Here is a 23,982-nt window from a genome sequence, read left to right as displayed (position 1 = left end):
GTTTCCAACTAAAATGGGTAACTAGGTGTGATACATTGACGTCAGGAAACGGGAAGAGGGTTAACGATGCAATCGATATTGTTGGTTGAAGATGATGCCAAGCTTGCAGGATTGCTGGCGGCTTATCTGAACCGAAATGGATTCCAGGTACAGGTCACCGGTGATTTTCGTCATGTATTGGATGAGTTCGTGATGATGGAACCGGATCTTGTGCTGATGGATGTGAACTTGCCTCAATTTGATGGCTACTATTGGTGCAGACAGATACGTACACATTCCATATGTCCCATTTTATTCATATCTGCTCGGGATAGCGGCATGGATCAGATTATGGCATTGGAACATGGAGCGGATGATTATATTACAAAACCTTTTCAATATGAAGTTGTGCTTGCCAAAGTCCGCAGTCAGCTGCGCAGAGCCTATGGTTCTTACGCTGCTGTGCAGCAGGAAGTGAAAGTGAATAACGGTCCCATGATTCTCTATCCTGAGCGATTCGTATTGGAATATGATGAACGCTCAACAGAACTGACTCAGAAGGAAGCGATACTGGTGCAAGCGCTGATGGTGAAGGCAGGTCGAGTGGTCAGCCGGGAAAAATTGCTAGAACAGATGTGGGAAGATCAGCATTTTATTGATGATAATACGTTGAATGTCTATATTACACGTGTACGTCGGAAGTTGAAGGAACTGGGAGCAGAAGAGATTTTGGAGACGGTTCGCGGAGCGGGTTATCGCGTGTTGGATCTGGGCGCTTCTGCACAAGGACAAGGGAAATGAAACTTTTTCTGAAAGACCACCAGATGTTAGTTGGATTTTATGTGCTGCAGATGCTGCTTGTTCCGTGTGTATATTGGCTCTCTGGTGAAGATCGTCCGATGAAAATTATCCTCTATGGCATGCTGATTAGTACCGTTGTGTTACTGGTCTATCTGGTCGTACGTTACTTCCAGCTACGAGCGTATTATCATCTACTTCAACAACCACGTAAATGGGTAAACGAGTCTTTTCAGACCCTTGGAAATTCGGTTGTAGCTGAGGCTATCCAGGAATTGTTACACGAACTGGAGCGTAATCGGCAGAACGAGATTGGTCAGTTACGTACTAGCAAGGAACAGCAGGTGGTATTTATGAATCGCTGGGTTCATCAGATGAAGACACCGTTGTCTATTATCCAACTGACCTTGGAAGACGTGGAAGATGAGACAGCTGGCAGCATTCAGGATGAGCTGGATAAAATGCGTAAAGGACTTGAAATGGTCTTACATTCATCCCGGCTTGAACAGTTCGAAGGAGATTTTCGTGTGGAGCTGCTATCTCTGCAAGAGGTACTTCGGAGCAGCATTGCAGAGAACCGACGTTTGTTTATACGCAGAGGTATTAAGCCGGATATCCGCATGGAGGAAGATCTTAAGATCTATAGTGATTCCAAGTGGCTGCGGTTCATGTTCACCCAGATCCTGACCAATGCGGTGAACTATTCCGATAGCAAATCAGGCAAAAAAGTGATCATTACCGGCTACCAGCAGGAAGAACGTACCATCCTGGATATTCAGGATGAGGGAATCGGCATCTCGTCCGAGGATATTCATCGTGTGTTCAATCCCTATTTTACAGGTGAACGGGGCAGGCAATACCATGAATCTACGGGAATGGGATTATATCTGGTTCGTGAGATTAGTGCACGCCTGGATAACCGGGTAGAGTTGTTTTCAGAGCTGAATAAGGGAACATTGGTTAGATTCAGCTGGGTTCATACGAAAGTTCCGCAGTAAAGAGCGCTTTGCCCACAGCCGTGGGTGAGGTGTTTTTTTTTATAGATACCAAAAGTTATGGAGGCAGGGGAACAGAACCTTAAACGTACTGTAAGGAAAGTTTAAGGTAATTCGATAGCACCGTTACGGAAGGTCAGTTAGGATAAGAATAGGATTAACATATAAAGAGTAATAAATTCGGAGGGGAATACACATGGAAATGTTACAAGTATCAGCACTAAGCAAAGTATATCAGGGCAAAGTGCAGACTCAAGCCCTTAGTGATATTCATCTGACAATCAAGCAAGGTGAGTTTGTGGGCATTATGGGCCCGTCCGGCAGTGGCAAAACCACATTGTTAAACATGGTCTCTACCATTGATGAACCCAGCTCAGGCAAGGTGCTGATTAATGGCATGAACCCGTTTGATATGAAAAAGAAAGAACTTGCCATGTTCCGGCGGCGGGAACTCGGGTTTGTCTTTCAGGATTTCAATCTGTTGGACACGCTGACGGTTGCCGAGAATATTGTACTTCCATTGACACTGGACAAGGTCAAACTGAAGGAGATGGAGAGTAGACTACAACGCATTACAACCAAGCTTGGGATTGATCATATTCTGGATAAACGGGTGTACGAAATCTCGGGCGGTCAGCGACAGCGCACAGCCATTGCGAGATCCATGATCAATATGCCTTCAATTGTATTGGCGGATGAACCTACGGGCGCATTGGATTCCACTTCATCTCAGGCTGTCATGGAGTCGCTTGAACAGATTAATCAGCAGGAGAAAACGACCATTATGCTTGTGACACACGATCCCCTTGCAGCAAGTTATTGCAATCGAATCGTATTCATCAAGGACGGGAAACTGGCAGCGGAGGTACACCGCGGAGATAATCGGCAGACGTTCTTCCAGCGGATCATTGATACGTTATCCTTCTGGGGAGGGAATTCACATGAGCTTTCCTCAGTTCGCGTTTAATAACATTCGCCGCAATGGGCGAGCGTATATTGCTTTTTTTCTAAGCAGTGTGTTTATGGTCATGATTTTCTTCGCTTATGCAGTGTTCATCTATCATCCGTATGTGACAGAGTTGCCGATGGGTGACACAACTGCTATGGGGATGCAGGTGGCTTCGATCATTGTATATGTGTTTGCATTTTTCTTTGTCATGTATTCCATCAGTGCTTTTCTCAAATCACGGAACAAGGAGTTTGGCATTCTAACCATACTTGGTGCGGAGCCTGGACAGATTCGGAAATTAATTATATTGGAAAATATGTTGATCGGCTGTCTTTCCATTATTGCGGGTATCGGCGGAGGCATGTTGTTGTCGAAGCTGTTCCTGATGTTAACCACTCGTTTTATCGGGATGGATGATCTGCCCTTCTATTTTCCGGTGAAAGCGATTCTGATTACGATCGGGGCATTTCTGTTATTATTTTTCTGCATTTCACTTTTCACATTGATATTTATCGGAAACAAACGGACGTTAGAGCTTTTGACAGGCACCAACAAACCTAAAAAAGAACCCAAAGCTTCGTGGTTTTTCTCACTTCTGGGCCTGACATTACTTACAATCGGATTTGTAGTACTCCGCAGTAAATTGAGCGGCGGTACGATCTTACTCGCAGCAGTAACAGGCATCGCGGGGACGTATTTTTTCTACTCACAACTTTCCGTGCTCATTATACGGGTATTAAAGCGTAATCGTAAAACGGTATGGCACGGTACTCGTCTGTTATGGATCTCAGAGATGAGTTACAAAATGAAGGATAATGCTCGCATGCTCTTTATGGTGACCGTGGTCATTGCGATTGCTTCGATGAGTGCAGTTGTGATTTTGTCACTGGATCAAGAGAACCGGGAGCAATTTACCAATAACGATTTTGCAATCCAGTACAATGTGTACACACCTACGGATCAAATGGATATGAGCGCTATTAATTCAGCACTTGAAGCCGCAGGCTTGGATTATCAGCAAATGTATCTAGAGTACTTCTGGTCGGATGCGGATCAGAGTGCTGTCTCGGTTATGCCACTTAGTCACTACAACCGATTCAATACAATTCTAGGAAAAGAGACATTCCAATTGGATTCAAATTCAGCATTGTTCGTAGATTCCCGGAATGAGAAGGATCAGGCTCAGATCGATCGCAACAGGTTTCACAATTTTTCGGAAGGAGACACATTGACCTTGAATCTAGAAGCTGGCCCAATGCAAGCAAGAGTTACAGCTACAGATGTGGAGCCAAGGTTTGCAACCTTAATCTATTCAACAGGTGTAGTTGTCCTCCCGGATGAGAAGTTTGAAGAGATTACACAACAGGTCCATGAAAATAGGTTATCTGGCAAAGTTCTGTATCAGATTCCTGCCTGGGGTCATGCAGTACCTGACCGGCACTCCTCGGAAGCCATGGTTAGCGATCAGTTACTTTCGTCCGCAGATACCATTCGAAGCGATAATGCTTCGGATGAGAATTACTCCGGATATCTGAGTACACGGTACGGTGATTTTGAAAGATTCAGACAGGGGACAGCACTATTTACCTTCTTGGGCATATTTATCGGATTGATCTTCTCCATCTCTTCAGCAAGCTTTCTGTATTTCAGACTGCATACCGATCTTGAAGCGGATGGAAAGATGGTGCATTCTCTTTCGAAAATGGGTCTCAGTTTCCAGGAGATGAAACGATCATCCACCGTTCAGATTGCTATTCTGTTCTTTTTACCGATCGGGGTAGCTATCATTGAAACGTTGGTCGTGGTTAAGCCATTTCTTACTGAATTCGGTATTACCAATTATACGATGCCGGTGTTGACTGTATTTGGTGCCTTTGTACTTGCACAGACGTTTTATTTCATCGTTATACGTTCGAGATATATCGCTTCTCTGCGCAAAATGATGGTGTAACCATCTTAAAAACAAAGGGTCGTAAGGACCGACCATAATCTGTTCATTGCCTGCATTCCTTGATTCAGATCAAGGAAATGCGGGCTTTCTTGCGATAAGATGAATGTATTCACAGATTATATTATCGAGGAGGAAGATTAATCATGAGTATTACGTCATTGCAAGAAGTCAAAACATTCAGCGAGGATCGTTTTACGAAACGGGTATTATTCCAACAGGGTGGGGGAGTGACCTTTGTCCTTCATTTTCTGCCAGGACAAGAGCTTCCCGTCCATCAACATCCGGGCACAGACGTTATTCTGCTGGTGGTCGAAGGCACAGGCACACTTATTCTGGATGGTGAAGAACAAGTGGTGAATCAAGAGGATGTAATCCATTGCGGCGGCGAGGTAGAGTTCGCATTCCGTAATACAGGAGAACAGGAAGTTCGTTTGTTCGTGGTGTTAAATAAAGTACCAGCAGCATCGTATGCAAAGGACATCTAAGAGTTATTATCAAGGAATAGATACAATGATTCACTGATCGCCACGAATATAAGGGGGAACTCTATTCTGGAGTTTCCTTATTTATTTTTTTATCCAAAAATCACTGCATGTGTCCGACAAGGCCATTTCGTAGGAGACGATCCAGTGCAAGTCAATCCTTCACAAAACAAAAAGCATACCTGGGTCTGAGAGAACATCAGATATCAGGTATGCTTTTTCATATTCCGTCAGCAACTTGTTCATTCATCCGGTCTATCGTCATTCGGCCTAGAAGTATCCTAGCATTTCCTTGGCTTCATTCGACATCCGCTGTGGAGACCACTGTGGCTCCCACACGACTTGAACATCAATATCAGTCTTGCCCGTATTTTCCTGCAAAACCCACTTCACCGCACCAACGATGGTATCGTGCAGCGGACAACCTGGTGTAGTCAGTGTCATCCGCACATGTACTCGTTCAGGTTCTTCTCTTACTTCATACACCAGACCCAAGTCAACGATATTGACACCTAATTCAGGGTCATACACTTCCTTGAGACATTCGAGTAAATGCGTCGTTTGTTCCACCTTTTCCACGCTCCGATCGATTTCATAATTTTAACGTCTGAATACCAAAGCAATATTTGCGATATAAACGATGGAGACAAGAGACAAAATCGTTCCACCAACCATCATGACCTCCGCCAGATTAATCAGAATTCCACTAACAAGCAGCAGGCTTCCAGCCACCATGGCGAGCATACCCCAATTGACATACCGTTCACTCAGCATACCTGCCATCAGCGGTGTTCCGGGTCTGCCTGCCTGCTTGCCATATTTGTGGGTCCACCACAGAAAAGGCACGATTTTGGAGGCATAGCCAAGTATGGTGAGAGACACCCAGCCCCCGAGATATATCCATCCAGACAACAGAACAACACGTGGATGGAGCAGCAGTTCAGTCCCTTGTGCGGAATAGATCAGTAGGGCGACAGCATATGCGGCAAATGCACGGCTTACATACACAGACCAGCGAATGCCTGGACCTGGGTTGCTTTTGTGTCGTTTCTCCTGAATTTGCTCCAAGTGATACACATAGATGAGTAAGGCTGCAGTAAGGAGAAGTAGCGCGAACCAGAGCCAACCTCCCTTGAGCCCAGTGAGAAATGCAACAACGCCTGCGATTACAGCTGCGTTCCACAGAACCAGAACCACTTTCTGTAATCGAATGGAATAATTGTGGGACAGGTAGAACATGGGCAGCATTTTGTAACTGAAACCGGTAATTAACATGCCAAACCAGCCGAGTGTACCCATCCAGATGTGTGCGCCGAACAAGCGTTCATGCAACCCAATCCAATCACCAAAGGCAAAATTCAGACCCATCAGCATACCGGACAACCCGGTAAGAACCAGATAAAGACAGGAACAAGCTGCGCTGATCGTTACCGGATTCCATTGTGAAGCCCGGAAGAGGGTAATAGCCATATTCCATCCGAACAACAGAATGCCAGAGAGCGCGAGTGCAGCAGAACCGGCAATCCAGATGACATCAGCATGAATGAAGCCATATAACATGCCCACGATACCGATACTGAACAAGAAATAATGACAATAACCGAGAAACAGACTATAGATATTGGATTGCAAAATAACATGTATCAACTGATATATCGCACCCATAGCCAGCATCGTTGCCCATCCAAGCACAAACAAATGAGCATGAAACCAGCCTTCGGGTCCTCTGAGTTCATCACCAAGCCAGCCTGTCAGCGAGAGCAGGGAGAAGGCATGATACATTACAAATCCAAAGATGCCCGTGATGATAAAAAGAAACGGCAACCTGGACATGGCTTTCGCCTCCTTACCCTTTTTCAATTCTCACTTTGGCTGTGCCATCGGTTTGATCTTCAACCGTGTAGGTGCAACCGAGATTATTCAACTCTTCAATCAGGAATACAGGTACACGGTCATTGTGGATCAGCACGACTTCCCCAGACTTGCAACGATCCAGAGCTGCGAGTGTTCTCACCATGGGTTGTGGCGGTTCCAATCCGCGATTGTCCAGTATAATGGTGGGAGCCTGTAGAGATTCAAGGTTTTTAAATGCAGCAGGTTGCTCCTCTGGATGTCCATGGCATGAAGCTGATTCTTCATCTGAATCAGGTTCTAAATTAACTTCTGATCCAGATAAAACCATTGCAGAAATTGCCTTTGCACCGGTTTTATTTTTTTTGTGCACAAACGTGGTGACCCAGTGATCTGAAGCCTTTCGTTCCGATGTGCTGGAGTATCCTTTCAGCTTGAGAATACCGAGCAGAGGTGTTGGCTTGAATGGAGCGTGTAGTACAAACACATCGTCACGCTGAAGGCCTTTGACCGTGTCCATAATCAGCTGAAACGGCTCCAGCTTGTTACTCAGATGAGGACGCACATCCAATTCAACAACATGAACATCAGATGGATACATGTGCGTTCACATCCAATCCTGCTCCAGCTCCAGTTCCAGCCGTCTGCTGTACTAACTGTAGAGATGATTCATACAGGCCGGCCATCCCACCGTACAGTGCATAGAAGAATGAATCCGGCGCATCGAGGGAGAAGGACAGATAAGATTTGGGGTCCATGCCGAGCATCTGTTCAAATAGTCTTGCACTGTCATAGGCGTAAAAACAGAAATGAGTATATTCGAACACTGGCATTTTTTCGTAAATGGTAATAATCTCTTGCGCATATTCGGCCTGTTCACGCTGTGCCATCTGCACCATGGTTATGGCATCTTCCAGCCGTAGCGTGATGCGAAGTGTAGTATCATCAATGATTTCAACGTGCGCCATCGCAGTTTAGCTCCAATCTATAGTTTGCTGATTTTGACCTGGAAGGTTGTAGGGCCCTGCTCAATATATTCCCAGTTGAAACCATCCGGATGTGTGGACTGGAACTGGAATCGAAGTGGCTTTGGATCGTGATCGTTAATGAGCAGCATGGATTCCTGTGGTCGCAACTGATCAAACGTTTCGAAAATCACTTTATGTTTCAAATGCGGTGCATACTCCGTGGCATTAATAGTTGCTGTGTATGTGTTCATGTGTCATTCCTCCAATTAGGGTTAGTGTGGTGTTGCAATTTGATTATAGGAAATGTGAAGAGGGATCTGTGTGAGCCTGCTCACATATTTGTAATGTCATTGTCTCGCCTTAATATGACTGAATTCTGCATACACAAAGAGACCTTAACGTGGGTTACGGGCGCTAAGGTCGTTTTGTGTAAACACAGTTTTATTGTTAGAGTGTGGGCCAAAAATAAAGTAGCCTGGGTGCAGGGAGATCAAGTATCCCTTTGCTGCTTCAAAGCTTGCAAATCATGAATGATAATCCGGTTGCGATCTACTTCGAGCAGATTCTCTTTTGTAAGCTGGTTCAAAAGCCGATTTGCTGTTTCCCTGGTTGTACCAATGGAATTGGCAAACTCCTGATGGGTCATGGGCAGATTGATGACAATATGTTCTTCATGTTTGTGTCCGTGCTGCTCTGCGAGCATGAGAAGGAAGGAAAGCACACGATTGCGCACATCCTGACCAGAGAGCACCTGTAACTTATCCTGCAATTCTCGTATTTTATCACCGAGCACACGCATAATTTTGATCGCAATGGAGGGTGTACTCAACATTAATCGTTCGAAAAGCCGCACAGGTATGGCAAGTAGCTCGGTAGGGGTAATTGCTTCCGCAGTAGCCGGGTAGGGGTGCGCGTTAAAAAAACCGGTGTGTGGGAACATATCTCCTGTTTTGAGGAAAGAGACGATCTGTTCATGCCCGTTCTCATCGGTTTTGTAGGCCTTTACAATGCCGGTACGTATGAAAAAAACAGCTTCTTTTTCGCTTCCTTCGCTGAAAATAACCGATTTCTTCTGAATGCTTCTGGAAATGGCGATGTCTTCGACTTGCTTTAATTCCTCGGGGCTAAGATCCTGGAAGATGGGGAACTGTTGCAGAAACTCCGCTGTGTTATCTTTGTTTACCCTACTCATGAGAATCTCTCCTCTCTGTGCTCATATTTCTGAACTACGACATCATTTTATCATAGCGTGATTTTTAAACACATCAGGTGATATAGATCACCGTAAAGCCACATCACTGTTTTTGATTGTTCAACCAGGGTTAATGGAATGATAGAAGCTAGAATATGATTGAACAAGAGAGGGGTCGACCCGGATGTGGACTGCATTCATGTGGGGCGGCATCTCTGCCTCAGCGGTAGTCATTGGCGCACTCGCAGCATTGTTTGTGAAGATTCCCAAACGAATCATTGGCTGGATCATGGCATTTGGAACAGGAACATTAATTGGTGCTGCAACCTTTGAACTTCTCGGAGATGCGCTGAATGATGGAGGTATTATACCCACAGCCATTGGATTTACAGCGGGGGCTGTTGTGTATACGCTGTTTGACCTGCTCGTCTCTGCAAAGGGAGGGGCAGGGCGTAAACGTTCGGCAAAGTCGGGAGACTCCAATCAAAGCGGCCTTGGAATCTTTGCAGGAACGGTAATGGATGCGATCCCGGAATCCATCATGCTTGGAGCCAGCTTGCTAGCTGGCAACGGTGTCAGTGTAGTCCTGGTGGTATCGATCTTTGTCAGCAACATCCCTGAAGGTCTGTCCAGTACGGTTGGGCTACAGGGCAAGTACAGTCGAGGTAAAATCATGCTGATGTGGCTGAGTGTCCTGTTGATCTCTGCTCTTGCGGCACTGGGGGGCTATCTGTTTCTGGAGCAGCTTCCCAAAGAGATGGGTGCAGCGATTGGTGCATTTGCAGGTGGCGGAATTATTGCCATGATCTGCTCAACAATGATGCCGGAAGCCTTTGAAGAGGGCGGGCCAGTAGTGGGATTGATTGCATCCATGGGACTGCTTGTGTCGCTGTTGTTGGATATCTGAATAACTGGACCATACGAAAGAGTATCCAAACAGAAGCCCTTCTGTACGGATACTCTTTTTGGCATAAACAGACTGCTCGCACCTGCAAGCTTGCTTACCACGTTCATTGGCTTAACGCTGGCGGTTCAATTCTTTCCCTGAGCTGTTTCAATTGAAGAATAAGAATACAGTTCCCTGTAACCTGAAGAAGCCCCTGCGCTTGCATCATGGCGAGTTTACGACTAAGCGTCTCTGGTGTGATACCAAGCAATAGAGCCATGTCTTTTTTGAAGACAGGCAAACGGATCTCATGCCTTGCATGATTTCGGTTGTGGAAGAACAGAAGCAGATTGGCAATCTTCTGTTCCGTTGTCATGGCACTAAGCGAGCAGTTCCATTCATCGGTTTCACGCAGAAGGTTGGAAATGGCAAGCAGGAAATGATAAACAAGCTTTGGATCATGTTCAAGTAACCGGTCAAAATCATGCTTGCCGATGGAGCAGATGGCTGAAGGCTCCAGAACTTCGGCGTTCGCGGCATGTGGTTTTTGGTGTAACAGGGAATCTTGTCCGAAGAAATCTCCAGGAAACAGAAACCGGATAATATGTTCTTTGCCATTTTCATTATATTTGGATAACTTTACACATCCCTGATGAATCACATAAAGCGTATCTGAGCGTTCGCCCTCCTGGACAACCATCTCACCTTTGTTATATCGGCGGGTATGCAGAAGGGAGCTCAGCAATGCAGCTTCGGATTCATCCAGATGCTGGAACAGAGATACTTTGGAGAAACAGGTATCCTTCGCTTCGTGCGCACAGATCATCATATAATCACCTCGAAATGTTCAGGATGGGTACAGCCATTACCTATTGTTATGTCTTTAGTGAGACATGGCGAATCCACCATGATCTTTACCATCCTTGGTCACACGCAGAACAGCAGCAGCTCCTTTGGCTACATGATTGAACTGGTGGGTTACGATCGCATAATCGCCTTCTTCGGTCACGGTAAACTCCACGACAGCTCCACCACTTGCAGGAAGCATAACCGTCTGTATTCCATACTGGATATTGCGTGGATTCCCATCGGTATATACACGGTCCATAATTGTACCTACAACGTGGAAGGATGAGACTTCATTGGGCCCGGCATTGCTGACATAGATTCGCACGGTATCGCCAACTTTGGCTAGCAGGGGGTGCTTGGTCAATCCATAATCATTGCCGTTAAATACGACATATTCAGGTTCTTCGTTCAAAAAAGCTTCGTAATCATGCTCTTTATACCATTCACTTTGAACCAGGGTATACTCACGATCAACAAAGTGATCGGAAGGGTATCCAGCCTTTGGCTCCACAATAATCATGCCATACATGCCGTTCGCAATATGGGCCAGCACTGGTTTGGTTCCACAGTGATACATGAATACACCGGGCGAGGAGGTTGGATAGGTGAACGTTCCTTTCTCACCTGGCATAACATCTATAAATTTGCTGCTGGGAGCGGCATGTACCGCGTGAAAATCCATGGAGTGAGGCAAGCTGGAATCTTTATTTTTTAGTGTGAACACCAAGGTATCCCCCTCGGTCACTCGCAGGACGGGTCCCGGAACAGTACCATTAAATGTCCAGGCGTTGTAGATCACACCCTCGGAGATTTCGATGTCTGTAACCTGAGCCGTCATTTCAATATATACCGTAGTTCCTTCTCTGCGGATGATTGGGTCCACCGGGGGTTGACTGGCCGCAGAGGAGGACACTTCATCGTTGTGAACAGGTTTAATCGTATCGGTGGAACTACAGTGAGAGAGAGTTGCAGTGAATATGGCGAATAGGAGTGACCATTTATATACATTTATGAAGGAAAACATAGGTGCACAACCTTTTCTAAGTGATTTTTTTCACAATATAAAAAGCAGGTATACTTTCAATCCAGTATTTATTTAGTTATAGATTACGTTATTGAGGCAGGAGCTGGTGTGACGGGGCACACACTTGGGTATGTCTTATTAGAGCCATTTTCAACAATCTGGCTTCCATTCTTGTGCTGAGGAACGGAGTTACATATAATTTTAGAGAGATGGATTGGTAAATGTTACGTATTTTCAGGCTGTGTATATCTTAGTTACAGAAGGAAGGGTGGATACGGAATGAAACGTTTCGAAGATGAAGGTGCGTATAAGTACAGTTTCTATGCGGTACTTCGTCGGGGCGAGCAGGTTGATGTGAAATGTCCCCAATGCGGTGGGCACGCATCTATAGAACAACGGAACAATCAACTGGGATGGAAGTGTTTTGAATGCTACGCTCAAGCTCTTGAAGAACCAGTGTATCAATATAGAGCCAAGGGGAATTGCGCTGTATGTGAACGTTGGTTTAACGTGGAGGTCACAGACGAGAAGAAGACGTCCCACCGATCATCGCATGTGGAATGTCCACATTGTGGTTCTGTTAATCAGGTTGAATTACATGCGAAGCCGATGTACGGCAGGTGTTTTTCCGAGATTCGTGCAGGGAAAGATCCTGTATTCGGGTTGGAGTTATACTTCCTGGATGAGTTCAGAGGAAAAATAATATGGGCAGTGAATCGGGAGCACTTAAATTATCTCATCGCATATATTTCCGCAGATCTGCGTGAAAAACCTGGAAATATGCCTTTAAAAACAGCTTCACACAGTATCCCAGCTTATATTAAGGATGCGAAGAACAGGGATGTGGTTGTTCGTACACTGTCGAAGCTTCAGCACAAGACTGGATGAGACTGAAAGCGAAGATGAAGCGTTAACGCTGCAAGGGAGAGTAAAACATGAAACTACGATTGAAATTAACTATTTTTGCAATCATTCTGGGTATGTTGATGATTCCGGCTTATTTTATTTTACAGACTTATGGTGTATTTCAAAAACAGACAGTTTTATCTGACTATGCTCTCGCGGTTGATGTGAATGGCAAGTCCTATGCAGCCTGGCCGCTGATTAACAGTTTTGCAGCGATGGATAAACAAGAGGATAACCGTCAGTTTTATTACCGGATTGATATGAGTCATATCCAATACCTGTTTAATCTGGCCTATCGGGAGTATGAAGTGAAGCCCGGTGGGGACAATCCATATCTGGATGGTACTGTGAACTATGAACATACGGACCATAACTACGTGCAGACCGAGAGAAAGTACGAGAATGCCAATGACTTCTCAACGGTCTTAAATCTGTATGATCAGGATGGGCAGATCGTCTATACCTACGATAATACTGGCAAAGCGGATAACGAATTGGTGAAGTCCATAATTCATCAGGGAATGAGCCGTACCAGTGGGAGTGGCAGCGAAGCTGCTCGCGATCCTTATATCAATATTACGGCGCTATTCCGTGACAAGTTAAACATCGATGTGAAACTGACGGTGGATGAGGAGCACAAAGTAGTTACTATTCGAATGAACAAATCGGAGGCGAGATGATGAATGAGTATGGTGTACAACACGGACCTGTTTATCTGGAAGGTTTGACAAGAAAAGAAGAGGACGTTAAGTCCGAGGAAGTGGAGTGGAAAGGCAAGCTTCTAACGAGTGATGGTCATGATAAATTCCATATTTTTTATTATGGTGACTTGACGGAAGATGATCTGATTACCTGGCATGATTCGACACCGCTTCTTGTATATGCGGAGCATACCGTCACAGGTGAACGTTACCTGCTCATTGATGCCGCTAAGCACGGATATGATGCCATGTTATGTGAGAACTATTCGGAAGAAACACTACGTGACAGACCTCTTCGCCCTTATCTGGATGTTGAAGGAGAGGACATCTTTGAGGTGGAATTGACGGCCTACTACAATGTGCCTTGGGATGAAGAGTTCGGCGAAGATGTAGATGAAAATGGTGCATATGAACTGATTACGGGAGAGCGCATGCATTTTGATCAGGTCAAACGTGATGGATATGATGCCTTTGCTATTCGTATTCTGAATCGTAAAGGGGTATGGACTGACATTATACAGGAAGAACTGGCTTAGATCTGTAACGAATGAACCAAATTGAGATGGGAGATGCCAAAACAATGTATATCGTATCCCGTGCACTTAAGCCGGTTCCAGCAGAGGAACTGGATCACTTTGAACAACAGCATGCCATCTCACTACCTTTGTCATACTGTAACTGGATTGAACAATACGGGGAAGGCACATACACGGGCTGGATGAATGTGCAAAGACCGGACCCGGAAGTGTTGAAGCCTTTTGTTGAATATGATTTTTGGATACATACGGATGAATCGCCTATAAGTCAGCATCAACTTGAGCAGTGCATTACCATCGGCAGTTCTGTAGATGGAGATTTCCTTGCTGTTCATCCGGAAGTTGAGGGGCTGTTATGGCTACCGCGTCATGATGAGAATATCACCTTATGGACATGCTCGGAGACTGAATTTGGCAAAACGCTGGATCGGATCTATTGTGGGTATTACCATCAGGATACACCGATAACGCCTCGATACTATGAACCGTGGAATGAGCTGCGGAAACATACGTTTTACCACTTTACAGGTCTGGAACAGGGAATTTCAATGATGGCTCTGGCGGAGAAGTGTAAAACGGAATACGAGTGGGACGCTGTGTTGGAGAATGAATACATGTGCAAGCTGTTTATGGCGTCAATGGGCGGATATGTACGTTTTAACTATGCAACGGGGAGAGAAGTTGCCTTATTTTATGAAGAAAAAAGCGGGACTGAAGAGGCCACAGATAACGATATCAGTCTGTTTTTGCAAGCACATCATTGCACGGCATATGAATAGGTTAGGGTGGAGGGGAACAGATGAGTTGGTTAAAGGAAGACATCGCGGAACAATGGCGCAATGAAGGCAAGCGTTATGCAAGGGATGTCAATGCATTTGTACGGAGAAGCATGGAGGGAGAGCAACCAGACGAAGCCGAGCTGGAGGGAGACTCCAGAAGCGGAATGAGTACTAAAGTGCTCCATATGGTGAGACAAGCCAATCTCCACGGTGACTTGGAGGTGCTCCGACGTGAGCTGCCCGCAGCAACATGGCCATTGAGCGAGGCCTTTCAGTCTTCCATGCAAGCGGTCAAAGTTGTAGGTTATCTGAATGAGGAAACGTGTGTATGTAATACGGGTATCTTCACGGAGAAGGGTCAGGTCTATACGATGGATCAGCACGGATGGCAGTTGATTCCTTCGTATACTTTTGCAGGGTGTTCATCAGACGGATTGGACTATGCGCTTGCAGGACCGGATGGGATTCGCGTCATCCGTCAGCCTGATCGCAGGTTGGAAGGACAGGAGTTGGCAACATATCGTTGGGAGGATATTCAAGCCCGGATACAGTCTTCCTTTCCTCGGATCGAATCGCTTGCGGACTGTGAGCATCCCGAACGGACACTTGAGGGACTTATCCCTATGGATGCAGGCAGAGCACTACTCATACAATCACGATATGGGATATATCTGGTCACACAAGCTGAGGTGACCTTGCTTCATCCCGATCTGGCAGAGATCGAAGAGTATGAGTTAGAGGATACACAGATAGATATGGGACATGCAGCGGTATCTCGGGATGGCCGATGGATTGCCTATGGTAGCCAAGGGAGCAATCATATGGTGATGGACCGTCAGGTGAACAAAACTTACTCCCTCTATCCGGAATCGAGTTACCCTCATTATGCCGCATTCATGAGTGCTAAGCAGAGCGTGTGGTTTAACGCATGTCATTTCTATAATGGGGTCACGATACAGGTTCCGCTGGAAGATATACCAGGTAACGAAACGAAGGAAGACTGGCCAGTCATGGATGAGAATGCACGTGTGTATGCGGCAGTGGAAATAGAGGCGGGCATGGTGCTTGGAGATGCATATGGTTACCTGTACTGTGTGAATGGCGAGGGTGAGGAAGTATGGCGTCATTTTGTGGGCAGTACGATCTATTCTCTGGCTGTATCCCCTGAGCAGTCCAAGTTGGCAGTAGGTACCTATGGTGGCATGTTGCATGTGCTCAATCTTCATTCCAACGAGATGGACGAGTATGGGATCGGCACAGGTACACTACGTGAGTTAGAGCGGTATGTATTGTGGCGTGGAGAAGAACCTCTGCGCTGGTGAGGTAGCATGATGAGCTGGTTAGGGGTGAATGTATGGAACGTGAAGAGGCTGTAATGTTATTAAAATGTCATGCTTTTTCCTATGATGATCTGAGTCATCCCAAGATGCAGAACGGTTTTACTGGCAGTCTGCGTCCCTTTCGCGGACATTTGATTGAGGAGAATTTTCATGAATTGATGGAGATATTACGGGTTCTGGCACCAGAACTTGCGCGGCCTACACTGGATCGGGAAGTCATGGTTGTCTATGGGGAATTACTCACATGGCACGGGCCTGGGCTGTTGAACCCGAGGGCATGCTCCGCAGAAACAATCTCATCTCGGACGAGCAGGTAGTGTTGATGGAACAATGGCTTAATTTGTTATCTTACGCAGTCATGATCCTGATCGAGGGTGGTGGAGAGGAAGAAGCATTCTGGGAATATCATCAATATGTGCAAGAAGGGAATGGCGTAGCTAAGAAAGGGGAGGCCTAGTGAAACCGGAGTCGAATGTAACATTAAACGTACTTATGGACGAGCTGAATCGATTGCTTGATGAAAAAATACAGGATCAAGAGATTCGCCAATTGTTTGAAGAGTATCAGCATCGGGATGGGGCATACGAAGAAAGTCTCGATTTGTTCGAAAAGGAGTATGGAATTAGATTGCCTGCTGATTTTCGTGCTTTTTACAAAGGCAAAGATGGCAGTGGCTACGGGTTGCATGTGCTGTACCCGGGTGATGCTGAGGCTGGGCATTGTACGCCATTTTATCTGATGTCATTGGAAGAGATTCGAGAGACCAAACAATATTTCTGTGAAGTGGATGAGAGGCTGGAAGAGTATTATTCTGCGGAAGAGATCAGTCAGTTGGACCCGGAGATCAAGCCATACCTGTTCCATAAACCATGGATTCCATTTGCAACGATCGCAGGAGGTTCATTATATCTGATGCTCGATTTCGATCCAACGGAAGAGGGGACGTATGGGCAGATTATTATGTACGTGCATGATCCTGATTTTGTCTATTATCTAACCCCTACCTTCACAGATCTCCTCAGCATGTCGAACCGAAATCTGAAGGTGAGGGATGAGATCACATATTAAGTCTAAACGATTAGAGGATAGCTCTAGATGAATAAAGAAGCTGCTGAAGCAGCTTCTCATCTGATCTGAACCTGGACTTTGAATGAATCACATGTTTACCACTGAAAGAAACGATGTCCGTGAAATCCTCCGCCTGGAGGTCCTCCGTGTCCACCTGGACCACCTGGACCGCCGTGAGGTCCGCCGGGATAGCCACCTCCTGGGAAATGACCAGGGTGTCCACCGGGGTAACCACCGCCGGGATAGCCACCATGCCACCAAGGACCACCAATCGGAAATGGCAGTGGAACAGGAACGACGGGCGGGTATGGATAGGGATAAGGGTAAGGGTAGGGTGCCGGTGGTGGTGGATAATAAGGGTAAGGATAACCCGCAGGTTGCGGGGATGATACTGAACCAGGGCCGTATGCCATGTAACAAGCCTCCAATAACTGGATTGATGATATCAGCCTATGCCACAATGGTTGCAGGTGATACAGAAGATTGAAGATTAATCAATATAGAGTCATGAGGAGGAACCTATGGTAGTTGTAGCTTTTCACACCGATCCAAGTGGAACTGCCTATGAACTGTTGATTGACGAATTGATCGAGAAGACAGATCGTTTTATGCTGGTTGACCGAAAGTATGTTGAGGGAGATACACCTGAGAGGGTTGCCAAAGTGTTACAAAGACTTGAGCCGTATCTGATTGAAAAGAGTACGATGGAAGAAATGATGATGCTAAGCGGCGCGATGTACTCAGAGGGCATCTATTACATATATCGGTGCACGCCTGATTCCGGGCAGGTCCTTAAGGAAGGAAGCCCATCGCTTTCATGACTGGTTATATCCGTCATTGCCGGATGATCTTTGTTTTCTGAAAGAGGATGGGAGCGATTACTTCTACACGGTTGCTCATGAGCATATGTATGGCATGCACATTACACAAGAAGAAGCAATTGAGCTAATGGAGCGTATTCCAGGCTTGTTCTTCGAGTTAGATCGTCAGAGTGATATTCATCGACTGTTGGACGATGCCATCATGCATCAGGCTGATGTGCTGAATATTAGTTCACATTTCTTGAAAGAGATTCCGGAACGAATTCGGGAATTGACGCATTTGAAACGTTTGACGATTTTTGAGCAGGATGTATATACGCTTCCTCCAGCCCTTTTTGAACTGACATCATTGGAAGAATTGGAGATCATGACAGCGGATTTGGAAGGCATTCACCAAGACATTGGAAAATTGAAACAACTTCGAGAGCTTAGAATTTATTGCGGTAGTTCTTATCATGTTCCTACCGGGTGGAAGCCAAAGGAGAAGTCGGATCTGGGTCTGAAACATATTCCAGCCGAGATTGGCGAATTGAGTGAACTTGTGAGTCTGGATATAAGTTACTCTGGCATTCGTGAAATCCCACCCGAGCTGGAGCAGTTGAAGAAACTGCGGTATCTGAGTATAACGAATAGTTTAATCGAAGGAATGCCGGAGATAGTCAAGCGAATGACCTGGCTTCAGAGTGTAAATCTGGACAGTACTCCATTAGGGATCAGTTGGGAGGACATCTCCGACAAAGAAGAATTATAATAGCCAAATATCCCTGCTCCGTGTATCTGAGTCAGGGATATTTGTTATGCGATAAAAACTTGGCAGAAATGGGCTCACGTCTCTGGGCACTGGGCATAAGCTGATATATAGGTTATGACCTAAACCGAGAGCGAAGGGCAGGCGTTTTATTTTGGCAACCTCAACCATGGATTATACTTTACCAACCACCCAATTTACTTACGATTTAAGCAACAATCCGTTATTCAAGAAGGATGAGGACAACTATATTAACTCTCTCTCCATCAACCAGTTAAACACACTGGGCAATACTTCCTTACTGGATATTTTCCTTAACACAGGCAATGTGGTTGAACCACATATTCATCAGAATGCGACCGAACTGGTATATTGCATCAGCGGTTCTGCCGTTGTGTCCCTCATCAATCCGTTCACCAATGAGTTGCTTCATTTCCCAATTACTCCGGGGCAAGTGGCGAATGTACCTCAAGGCTGGTGGCATTATGAAGTGGCTACTGCAGATCATACGCATTTACTGGCGATCTTCGATGCACCCGTGCCTGAAGCGATATTTGGTTCAGACATCTTGCGACTTACACCTGCCAAACTTCTGGCTTATACGTACTGTCTGGACGAGAAAAAAGTTCAAGAAGCGCTGGCCCCCATTCAAAAAACAGTGATTATTGGCCCGCCGGCAGATTGTATGACGTCCACTGCCCCTATCTCTAACAGTGCTCCGAATGTGAATCATCAGCCGTACGTAATGCCTAATGTACAACCAAACATGCAGCCCAATGCTCAGCCCAACATGCAACCAAACACACAACCCAATGCACAGCCCAACATGCAACCAAACATGCCGCCAAATACTCAGCCCAATATGCAACCTTACGTAAACCGTCTTCCATACTGGGGTACTTGGGTCGATCCACGTATCATCCACGAACCGGGTTGTCCGTATTATAGAGAGCTTCCTGTGAATACCAATAATCAAGAGGGAAGATGACGGTTTATTAAGCAAAGTTTATATAGTACACATAGGTACTTCAGTTAAATAAGGTATAGACAAAGAAGCGTTCCTTGGCGAACGTTTCTTTGTCTTGAAAAAGGGTGTCTTCATACTTGCGGAAAGCCGTGTTTAGAGCTAAGCATGAGGCGCTAACGAATCGTAGCGTCTTAATCAAGGATTAAAAGCGTGCCCAGAAATCTAAAGAATCTGAGACATCTACTTACGATGTGTAATTTCGTCCCAAACCAATTTCCGTTAATAATTGCCGATAAGCAATTGAAGTACGGTCAGCGGGAATGTGGGCCTCGGCATGCAGATCAAGGGGCAGATCCTCCGGTTTCTGTGACTCGACCATCTCGCGATCTTCTTCGAATACCTGCAAATTAAACTTGATTGTGTCTTCAATAGGAGCGTCTTTGTCAAAATTGCGTGTGATTGGACAGAATAGACGGGTATACCGAGCAGAGATCGGCGAAGCACAATTCAGAATATTCAGCTTGTCGTCTCCTGGGAAATGTACCGTCAGCGAAGCCGCAAAAGGCGGGAATACCCGAAACTCACGCAACCATTGGAAACCTTCTGGAGCAACAAGATCTTGCCCTTTGCCATAGTTGCTCACCGTACTCCAATACTCGGCCAGTAACTCATTACCTTCACGTTTCACTTTGTATTGAGGGACTTCTGTGTTGTTTTTGTCACCAAACGTTTCCGTATGCACATAGGCAAAATGGGATACATCGAGGAATCCCTCCATTTGTCGCCCAGAAGAACCGGCAATATCAAAGTTGGGTGGCAAAATATTGATATATTCCGGATCATTCCATCCAGGGAAGGAGGGGATCTGTTCTTCCGTTCCCGCCAAAGTGGTCCAGATTAAACCATAACGTTCAACTGCGGGATACACAATAAGTTTGAGCTTAGGCGAGATCTTGGAGCTTGGGTGTGCAGGTACTGCGGTACATTTACCCTCACAATTATAACGGAAGCCGTGATAAGGGCAGACAATCTCACCATTTTCTACCCAGCCTTTGCTAAGTGGGGCCCCGCGGTGGAAACAAAGATCCTTGGCTACGACAACCTGATCATTACTACGATAGAGAACCAGCTTCACATCGAGTAATTGAGCAGCAAGTGGTTTGTCTGTTACTTCGTTAGCTTGTGCTACCGGATACCAATATTGTGATAATACATGCCAGTCTTCAGCGGTGAATGTACAACCTCTAGGCAATTCGGACGTATTAGGGTTTGCGTTGGAAGTTATCATAGTAAAAACACTCCTTACCAATATGAATAAACATTTCTCTTTATTATGTTAGAAAAGTTAACTTTATTAGCCGTATGTTACTACTCTTATAGTCAAAGTATCAATATATCCAACCTATTTTTGGTTGAAATCACAAACGGTACAGCAAAAACCGTACATGAACACGGAAATTTTCGAGTTTACTTTACATCATATGTTATCTGTAGGCTTGTGGGAATAAAAAGATTTTCGTAAGTATGTCACAGATCCCGGCCATCGTTTGTCTACAGTATGTAAACCAAATGATGGAGGCGAATGAAATGAATTTAAGAACCAACTACAGAGCAGTGAGTCCAGGCGCTTTTAAAGCGATGATGGCGATGGAGCAGTATATATCCGGGCAATTCGAAAATAAAGTATTGTATGAGTTGTTAAAAATCCGTGTGTCCCAGATCAATGGCTGTGCCTTTTGTCTAGATATGCATGCCAAAGATCTGATGAAACTGGGTGATTATGCGGATCATATTCTATTGCTGAGTGTGTGGCGTGAAGTGTCTTTCTTCACGGATCAAGAACGTGTTATGCTGGAGCTGGCTGAGGCAGTGACCCGTATCTCGGAACATGGTGTACCCCTAGCGTTGTATAATAAGGTTCGTGAACATTTCAGTGAAGCCGAACTGGTGGATCTGATCCTGGCCATTAACACAATTAACAACTGGAACCGGATTGCGATTACAACAGGGATGTATCCGGGCTGTTTTAACTAAAATACATGCACCATGCCAGAGGAGGCCATTCTTATGAATTCCAATCTCCACGCCAATGAACCAGAAGTGTCTTCTCTGGATGTTGGTGAGCTGTATATACGGTATAAAAATTATGCATTTTCAATCGCTTATCGCATGCTCGGCAGTGTGGTAGAAGCTGAAGATATGGTTCAAGATTGTTTTGCGGGGATTCAGAGCAATGCTAATCAAGATATTCGTAATCCGAAGTCTTATATCGCCAGACTCGTGGTGAACCGAAGTTTGAACCTGCTCAATTCTGCCCGCAACCAGAGGGAGAATTATGTTGGAGAGTGGCTTCCGGAACCGATAGCAGACAGTAAGGCGGGAAACATACCTGAGGAAATGATGCAGAAGAAAGAGATGATTTCCTATGCCTATCTGGTCATGTTGGAGCGGCTCTCGCCTGTTGAACGGGCTGTTTTTGTACTTCGTGAAGCTTTCCGGTATGACTATTCTGAAATAGCGGATTGGCTGGGAAAAACGGAGAGTAACTGCCGTCAAATCTTTAGCCGCGCCAGACGGAACTTGCCTGAAAAACTTCCACCAATCGAGCAGAGTGATGCCGATATGATAGCGAAGGGCGAATTAATCAGCCGTTTTACAACGGCTTTCCTTCGTTATGATGTCGCTGCGATGCTCGAGTTACTGGCAGATCAGCCTGTATTTACAGCAGATGGTGGTGGCGTTGTGCATACTGTGATGAGAACGATGAGCGTTCACAAAGGCGTGCTTGCCCTTCTGACCTCACGGCGGGTCCTTACGCGATTGCGTGAAAGAGAATGGGTACCGATGTGGATGAATGGTGAACTTCAACTTGCATTGATGAAAGAAGGACAATTGTCCGAGGTGCTCTGTTTGGGGTTGGACCCTTCAGGAGAGCGGATTGAGGGCATTTATCTCGTCGTTAATCCGAACAAACTTACATCAATTGACACTTCAACTCTTTGATCCAAACGTAAGGTGTGGTATGTAATGCAAAAAGGCGGCAACCTCGTTCAGAAGGTGTGCCGCTTTTCTGCATTTGTATTTGGCTTTTCTCGATCCGGGTTAATCAAGGGCAAATTGTTGTTGAACAGGTTCAATGATTGCTCGGACTTCAGGTGTAAGCTCATCATTGTTCTGATTCAGAACCTGCAAAATCTTTTCCATGGTATCGAGAAGAACACTCTCCGTATTGGGCTCCCGCTTAGCCAAAGCTTTCTCGTAAGCTTTTTTCACCTCAGGGTCCATGGTGCGGATTTCTTCATCCGTGTACCAATCATATACAGGCGTGTTGTCACTTCCGTAAAACAGATATTCTACAAATAACCACTGCTTCACTGTTGAGGTGCGATTGGAATTCGGGAAGTTGTTCAGAAAGGCCTCTTTCTCCAATATACGCTGAATTAATTCATTCCAAGAGATGATAATGCCAGCATCTGCAGTCGTCATTTGATTGGATTCGGTAGCCATAATGTCGATGTATGCAGCGATATCAGCCTTAACAAACGGTTTGAACTTTTGGTAGATCTCATAATTGATGATAGGGTAATACAAGCCTTCACTGGTTTCCAGTTTGAATCCGAGATCAGATGCTTCTTGCAGAACCTTCCTCACTGTCGGATCTTTAATTTCTTGCAGCAGACGACTATATGTAAGCTTCTGTTCGTAACCAAGTTGTTCATGGGCTTGAGATAGGGCTTGTTGAAACTGTTCCGTATACATTTGGTGATCCATATCCGCCAGCTTCATATTCTGCATATTCTCCAGTTGCAGCGTCATTAATGTTGCCTGCCAAGGACCGACTTTGTCGATATGATTCATCAGGTATTTACGTGCTTTAGCCACACTTGCTGTGGATTTCGCTGCTTCCGTTCGATACGTTTGGAATTGATGATACACCGCTTTGGAAGCGGAAACGGGTGCAGCCAGTGTTGTTGAGGTCACAAGTGTTGAGCCGATGGCAGTACAGCCGAGAGCCATAGCCAGTAAACCAAGTTTAGCAGGTTGCTTCCATCTCATTCGTATACCTCCCTATAAATAAGAAAAAGCCATTTGAATTCTCGTATAACGGCATTTCACCGTATTCTATATGTATGATCCGTAAGTTGACTAAGTACGGGTTTGTCATTGATTAAACCAGTTTCTGGTAACCGAA

Annotated in this window: 30 protein-coding genes; 19 read left to right on the top strand and 11 right to left on the bottom strand. The window is 45.5% G+C overall.

What is annotated here, in order from left to right; all coding sequences use genetic code 11:
* The first annotated feature begins 66 nt into the window (after window positions 1–66).
* From MKX40_RS18850 to MKX40_RS18830, 5 genes are all read left to right on the top strand, one after another.
* Complete coding sequence (locus MKX40_RS18850; RefSeq protein WP_339234994.1) at window positions 67–780, top strand: response regulator transcription factor; 714 nt, start codon at window positions 67–69, stop codon at window positions 778–780.
* A complete protein-coding gene (locus MKX40_RS18845) occupies window positions 777–1,775 on the top strand; it encodes a sensor histidine kinase (RefSeq protein ID WP_339234992.1) in 999 nt (332 codons plus the stop codon). The genes MKX40_RS18850 and MKX40_RS18845 overlap by 4 nt, the downstream gene beginning before the upstream one ends.
* Window positions 1,776–1,968: 193 nt before the next feature.
* On the top strand, window positions 1,969–2,739 hold the full coding sequence (locus tag MKX40_RS18840; RefSeq protein WP_339234990.1) for an ABC transporter ATP-binding protein: 771 nt from the start codon (window positions 1,969–1,971) through the stop codon (window positions 2,737–2,739).
* Window positions 2,714–4,672 (top strand): ABC transporter permease, encoded by a 1,959-nt coding sequence (locus MKX40_RS18835; RefSeq protein WP_339234987.1) that lies wholly within the window; start codon window positions 2,714–2,716, stop codon window positions 4,670–4,672. Before MKX40_RS18840 ends, MKX40_RS18835 begins: the two co-directional genes overlap by 26 nt.
* Before the next feature lie 143 nt (window positions 4,673–4,815).
* Window positions 4,816–5,157 carry a cupin domain-containing protein gene (locus MKX40_RS18830; protein ID WP_339234985.1) on the top strand — a complete coding sequence of 114 codons (342 nt, stop codon included), beginning with the start codon at window positions 4,816–4,818 and terminating at the stop codon, window positions 5,155–5,157.
* 267 nt (window positions 5,158–5,424) lie between these two features.
* Here the strand turns inward: MKX40_RS18830 and MKX40_RS18825 are convergent, their stop codons facing one another.
* The 6 genes from MKX40_RS18825 to MKX40_RS18800 all read right to left on the bottom strand — a co-directional run bounded on the left by MKX40_RS18825 (window position 5,425) and on the right by MKX40_RS18800 (window position 9,165).
* Window positions 5,425–5,724: a metal-sulfur cluster assembly factor gene (locus tag MKX40_RS18825; RefSeq protein ID WP_339234983.1), complete on the bottom strand. Its 300-nt coding sequence runs from the start codon at window positions 5,722–5,724 to the stop codon at window positions 5,425–5,427.
* Between the two features lie 30 nt (window positions 5,725–5,754).
* On the bottom strand, window positions 5,755–6,987 hold the full coding sequence (locus MKX40_RS18820; protein WP_339234981.1) for a hypothetical protein: 1,233 nt from the start codon (window positions 6,985–6,987) through the stop codon (window positions 5,755–5,757).
* 13 nt (window positions 6,988–7,000) lie between these two features.
* Window positions 7,001–7,606 (bottom strand): DUF2249 domain-containing protein, encoded by a 606-nt coding sequence (locus MKX40_RS18815; protein ID WP_339234978.1) that lies wholly within the window; start codon window positions 7,604–7,606, stop codon window positions 7,001–7,003.
* The gene (locus tag MKX40_RS18810) at window positions 7,593–7,973 is read right to left on the bottom strand and encodes a hypothetical protein (RefSeq protein ID WP_339234975.1); all 381 of its coding nucleotides are present in this window, start codon (window positions 7,971–7,973) and stop codon (window positions 7,593–7,595) included. Before MKX40_RS18810 ends, MKX40_RS18815 begins: the two co-directional genes overlap by 14 nt.
* A gap of 17 nt (window positions 7,974–7,990) precedes the next feature.
* Entirely contained in the window at window positions 7,991–8,224 is a 234-nt protein-coding gene (locus MKX40_RS18805; protein ID WP_339234973.1) for a DUF2249 domain-containing protein, read from the bottom strand.
* A gap of 239 nt (window positions 8,225–8,463) precedes the next feature.
* A complete protein-coding gene (locus MKX40_RS18800; RefSeq protein ID WP_339234970.1) occupies window positions 8,464–9,165 on the bottom strand; it encodes a Crp/Fnr family transcriptional regulator in 702 nt (233 codons plus the stop codon).
* A 184-nt stretch (window positions 9,166–9,349) separates the two neighbouring features.
* On the opposite strand from MKX40_RS18800, the gene MKX40_RS18795 reads away from it, so the two are divergent.
* Window positions 9,350–10,072 carry a ZIP family metal transporter gene (locus MKX40_RS18795; protein WP_339234968.1) on the top strand — a complete coding sequence of 241 codons (723 nt, stop codon included), beginning with the start codon at window positions 9,350–9,352 and terminating at the stop codon, window positions 10,070–10,072.
* A gap of 103 nt (window positions 10,073–10,175) precedes the next feature.
* Here the strand turns inward: MKX40_RS18795 and MKX40_RS18790 are convergent, their stop codons facing one another.
* Together MKX40_RS18790 and MKX40_RS18785 are read right to left on the bottom strand one after the other, a co-directional pair.
* Entirely contained in the window at window positions 10,176–10,880 is a 705-nt protein-coding gene (locus tag MKX40_RS18790) for a Crp/Fnr family transcriptional regulator (protein WP_339234966.1), read from the bottom strand.
* Window positions 10,881–10,934: 54 nt separating this feature from the next.
* Window positions 10,935–11,924, bottom strand: a complete 990-nt coding sequence (locus tag MKX40_RS18785) for a multicopper oxidase domain-containing protein (RefSeq protein WP_339234963.1) — start codon at window positions 11,922–11,924, stop codon at window positions 10,935–10,937.
* Between the two features lie 279 nt (window positions 11,925–12,203).
* Here MKX40_RS18785 and MKX40_RS18780 point away from each other — a divergent pair, with 279 nt between their 5' ends.
* The 8 genes from MKX40_RS18780 to MKX40_RS18745 are packed head-to-tail and all read left to right on the top strand — an operon-like array spanning window position 12,204 to window position 17,254.
* Window positions 12,204–12,812, top strand: a complete 609-nt coding sequence (locus MKX40_RS18780) for a hypothetical protein (RefSeq protein WP_339234961.1) — start codon at window positions 12,204–12,206, stop codon at window positions 12,810–12,812.
* A 47-nt stretch (window positions 12,813–12,859) separates the two neighbouring features.
* Window positions 12,860–13,510 carry a hypothetical protein gene (locus MKX40_RS18775; protein WP_339234959.1) on the top strand — a complete coding sequence of 217 codons (651 nt, stop codon included), beginning with the start codon at window positions 12,860–12,862 and terminating at the stop codon, window positions 13,508–13,510.
* The gene (locus MKX40_RS18770) at window positions 13,507–14,067 is read left to right on the top strand and encodes a hypothetical protein (RefSeq protein ID WP_339234957.1); all 561 of its coding nucleotides are present in this window, start codon (window positions 13,507–13,509) and stop codon (window positions 14,065–14,067) included. Before MKX40_RS18775 ends, MKX40_RS18770 begins: the two co-directional genes overlap by 4 nt.
* A gap of 44 nt (window positions 14,068–14,111) precedes the next feature.
* Window positions 14,112–14,846 (top strand): hypothetical protein, encoded by a 735-nt coding sequence (locus MKX40_RS18765; protein WP_339234955.1) that lies wholly within the window; start codon window positions 14,112–14,114, stop codon window positions 14,844–14,846.
* A 20-nt stretch (window positions 14,847–14,866) separates the two neighbouring features.
* Window positions 14,867–16,168, top strand: coding sequence for a hypothetical protein (locus MKX40_RS18760; protein WP_339234952.1), 1,302 nt, complete (start codon window positions 14,867–14,869; stop codon window positions 16,166–16,168).
* A 32-nt stretch (window positions 16,169–16,200) separates the two neighbouring features.
* Window positions 16,201–16,503, top strand: a complete 303-nt coding sequence (locus MKX40_RS18755; RefSeq protein ID WP_339234950.1) for a hypothetical protein — start codon at window positions 16,201–16,203, stop codon at window positions 16,501–16,503.
* A 5-nt stretch (window positions 16,504–16,508) separates the two neighbouring features.
* Entirely contained in the window at window positions 16,509–16,643 is a 135-nt protein-coding gene (locus tag MKX40_RS18750) for a hypothetical protein (protein ID WP_339234947.1), read from the top strand.
* Window positions 16,643–17,254, top strand: coding sequence for an SMI1/KNR4 family protein (locus tag MKX40_RS18745; RefSeq protein WP_339234945.1), 612 nt, complete (start codon window positions 16,643–16,645; stop codon window positions 17,252–17,254). Before MKX40_RS18750 ends, MKX40_RS18745 begins: the two co-directional genes overlap by 1 nt.
* A gap of 95 nt (window positions 17,255–17,349) precedes the next feature.
* Here MKX40_RS18745 and MKX40_RS18740 read toward each other — a convergent pair whose 3' ends face one another.
* Window positions 17,350–17,667: a hypothetical protein gene (locus MKX40_RS18740; protein ID WP_339234942.1), complete on the bottom strand. Its 318-nt coding sequence runs from the start codon at window positions 17,665–17,667 to the stop codon at window positions 17,350–17,352.
* A gap of 108 nt (window positions 17,668–17,775) precedes the next feature.
* Here MKX40_RS18740 and MKX40_RS18735 point away from each other — a divergent pair, with 108 nt between their 5' ends.
* The 3 genes from MKX40_RS18735 (at window position 17,776) to MKX40_RS18725 (ending at window position 19,811) form a co-directional block, all read left to right on the top strand.
* Window positions 17,776–18,075, top strand: a complete 300-nt coding sequence (locus MKX40_RS18735) for a hypothetical protein (RefSeq protein ID WP_339234939.1) — start codon at window positions 17,776–17,778, stop codon at window positions 18,073–18,075.
* Window positions 18,076–18,169: 94 nt separating this feature from the next.
* Complete coding sequence (locus MKX40_RS18730) at window positions 18,170–18,826, top strand: hypothetical protein (RefSeq protein WP_339234937.1); 657 nt, start codon at window positions 18,170–18,172, stop codon at window positions 18,824–18,826.
* Between the two features lie 151 nt (window positions 18,827–18,977).
* Entirely contained in the window at window positions 18,978–19,811 is an 834-nt protein-coding gene (locus MKX40_RS18725) for a cupin domain-containing protein (RefSeq protein ID WP_339234934.1), read from the top strand.
* Window positions 19,812–20,034: 223 nt separating this feature from the next.
* Here the strand turns inward: MKX40_RS18725 and MKX40_RS18720 are convergent, their stop codons facing one another.
* Complete coding sequence (locus MKX40_RS18720) at window positions 20,035–21,078, bottom strand: aromatic ring-hydroxylating dioxygenase subunit alpha (RefSeq protein ID WP_339234931.1); 1,044 nt, start codon at window positions 21,076–21,078, stop codon at window positions 20,035–20,037.
* Window positions 21,079–21,377: 299 nt separating this feature from the next.
* Between MKX40_RS18720 and MKX40_RS18715 the strand changes: the two genes are divergently transcribed.
* Together MKX40_RS18715 and MKX40_RS18710 are read left to right on the top strand one after the other, a co-directional pair.
* Window positions 21,378–21,824, top strand: a complete 447-nt coding sequence (locus tag MKX40_RS18715; protein WP_339234929.1) for a carboxymuconolactone decarboxylase family protein — start codon at window positions 21,378–21,380, stop codon at window positions 21,822–21,824.
* A gap of 33 nt (window positions 21,825–21,857) precedes the next feature.
* On the top strand, window positions 21,858–22,793 hold the full coding sequence (locus MKX40_RS18710) for a sigma-70 family RNA polymerase sigma factor (RefSeq protein WP_339234927.1): 936 nt from the start codon (window positions 21,858–21,860) through the stop codon (window positions 22,791–22,793).
* A 99-nt stretch (window positions 22,794–22,892) separates the two neighbouring features.
* On the opposite strand, the gene MKX40_RS18705 is transcribed toward MKX40_RS18710, so the two are convergent.
* Entirely contained in the window at window positions 22,893–23,846 is a 954-nt protein-coding gene (locus MKX40_RS18705) for a hypothetical protein (protein WP_339234925.1), read from the bottom strand.
* Window positions 23,847–23,982 lie beyond the last annotated feature (136 nt).

It is taken from the genome of Paenibacillus sp. FSL R5-0517, assembly GCF_037974355.1.
Classification (GTDB): Bacteria; Bacillota; Bacilli; order Paenibacillales; family Paenibacillaceae; genus Paenibacillus.
The sequence above is the reverse complement of the archived record's forward strand: the minus strand, read 5'-3'. Positions and strand labels throughout refer to the sequence as shown.

Excerpts from the sequence above, each read along its gene's own strand:
- MKX40_RS18850 (WP_339234994.1), top strand. The coding sequence starts at position 67 with ATGCAATCGATATTGTTGGTTGAAGATGATGCCAAGCTTGCAGGATTG.
- MKX40_RS18845 (WP_339234992.1), top strand. The coding sequence starts at position 777 with ATGAAACTTTTTCTGAAAGACCACCAGATGTTAGTTGGATTTTATGTG.
- MKX40_RS18840 (WP_339234990.1), top strand. The coding sequence starts at position 1,969 with ATGGAAATGTTACAAGTATCAGCACTAAGCAAAGTATATCAGGGCAAA.
- MKX40_RS18835 (WP_339234987.1), top strand. The coding sequence starts at position 2,714 with ATGAGCTTTCCTCAGTTCGCGTTTAATAACATTCGCCGCAATGGGCGA.
- MKX40_RS18830 (WP_339234985.1), top strand. The coding sequence starts at position 4,816 with ATGAGTATTACGTCATTGCAAGAAGTCAAAACATTCAGCGAGGATCGT.
- MKX40_RS18820 (WP_339234981.1), bottom strand. The coding sequence starts at position 6,987 with ATGTCCAGGTTGCCGTTTCTTTTTATCATCACGGGCATCTTTGGATTT.
- MKX40_RS18815 (WP_339234978.1), bottom strand. The coding sequence starts at position 7,606 with ATGTATCCATCTGATGTTCATGTTGTTGAATTGGATGTGCGTCCTCAT.
- MKX40_RS18810 (WP_339234975.1), bottom strand. The coding sequence starts at position 7,973 with ATGGCGCACGTTGAAATCATTGATGATACTACACTTCGCATCACGCTA.
- MKX40_RS18805 (WP_339234973.1), bottom strand. The coding sequence starts at position 8,224 with ATGAACACATACACAGCAACTATTAATGCCACGGAGTATGCACCGCAT.
- MKX40_RS18800 (WP_339234970.1), bottom strand. The coding sequence starts at position 9,165 with ATGAGTAGGGTAAACAAAGATAACACAGCGGAGTTTCTGCAACAGTTC.
- MKX40_RS18795 (WP_339234968.1), top strand. The coding sequence starts at position 9,350 with ATGTGGACTGCATTCATGTGGGGCGGCATCTCTGCCTCAGCGGTAGTC.
- MKX40_RS18790 (WP_339234966.1), bottom strand. The coding sequence starts at position 10,880 with ATGATGATCTGTGCGCACGAAGCGAAGGATACCTGTTTCTCCAAAGTA.
- MKX40_RS18785 (WP_339234963.1), bottom strand. The coding sequence starts at position 11,924 with ATGTTTTCCTTCATAAATGTATATAAATGGTCACTCCTATTCGCCATA.
- MKX40_RS18780 (WP_339234961.1), top strand. The coding sequence starts at position 12,204 with ATGAAACGTTTCGAAGATGAAGGTGCGTATAAGTACAGTTTCTATGCG.
- MKX40_RS18775 (WP_339234959.1), top strand. The coding sequence starts at position 12,860 with ATGAAACTACGATTGAAATTAACTATTTTTGCAATCATTCTGGGTATG.
- MKX40_RS18770 (WP_339234957.1), top strand. The coding sequence starts at position 13,507 with ATGATGAATGAGTATGGTGTACAACACGGACCTGTTTATCTGGAAGGT.
- MKX40_RS18765 (WP_339234955.1), top strand. The coding sequence starts at position 14,112 with ATGTATATCGTATCCCGTGCACTTAAGCCGGTTCCAGCAGAGGAACTG.
- MKX40_RS18760 (WP_339234952.1), top strand. The coding sequence starts at position 14,867 with ATGAGTTGGTTAAAGGAAGACATCGCGGAACAATGGCGCAATGAAGGC.
- MKX40_RS18755 (WP_339234950.1), top strand. The coding sequence starts at position 16,201 with ATGGAACGTGAAGAGGCTGTAATGTTATTAAAATGTCATGCTTTTTCC.
- MKX40_RS18750 (WP_339234947.1), top strand. The coding sequence starts at position 16,509 with ATGGAACAATGGCTTAATTTGTTATCTTACGCAGTCATGATCCTGATC.
- MKX40_RS18740 (WP_339234942.1), bottom strand. The coding sequence starts at position 17,667 with ATGGCATACGGCCCTGGTTCAGTATCATCCCCGCAACCTGCGGGTTAT.
- MKX40_RS18735 (WP_339234939.1), top strand. The coding sequence starts at position 17,776 with ATGGTAGTTGTAGCTTTTCACACCGATCCAAGTGGAACTGCCTATGAA.
- MKX40_RS18730 (WP_339234937.1), top strand. The coding sequence starts at position 18,170 with ATGCACATTACACAAGAAGAAGCAATTGAGCTAATGGAGCGTATTCCA.
- MKX40_RS18720 (WP_339234931.1), bottom strand. The coding sequence starts at position 21,078 with ATGATAACTTCCAACGCAAACCCTAATACGTCCGAATTGCCTAGAGGT.
- MKX40_RS18715 (WP_339234929.1), top strand. The coding sequence starts at position 21,378 with ATGAATTTAAGAACCAACTACAGAGCAGTGAGTCCAGGCGCTTTTAAA.
- MKX40_RS18710 (WP_339234927.1), top strand. The coding sequence starts at position 21,858 with ATGAATTCCAATCTCCACGCCAATGAACCAGAAGTGTCTTCTCTGGAT.
- MKX40_RS18705 (WP_339234925.1), bottom strand. The coding sequence starts at position 23,846 with ATGAGATGGAAGCAACCTGCTAAACTTGGTTTACTGGCTATGGCTCTC.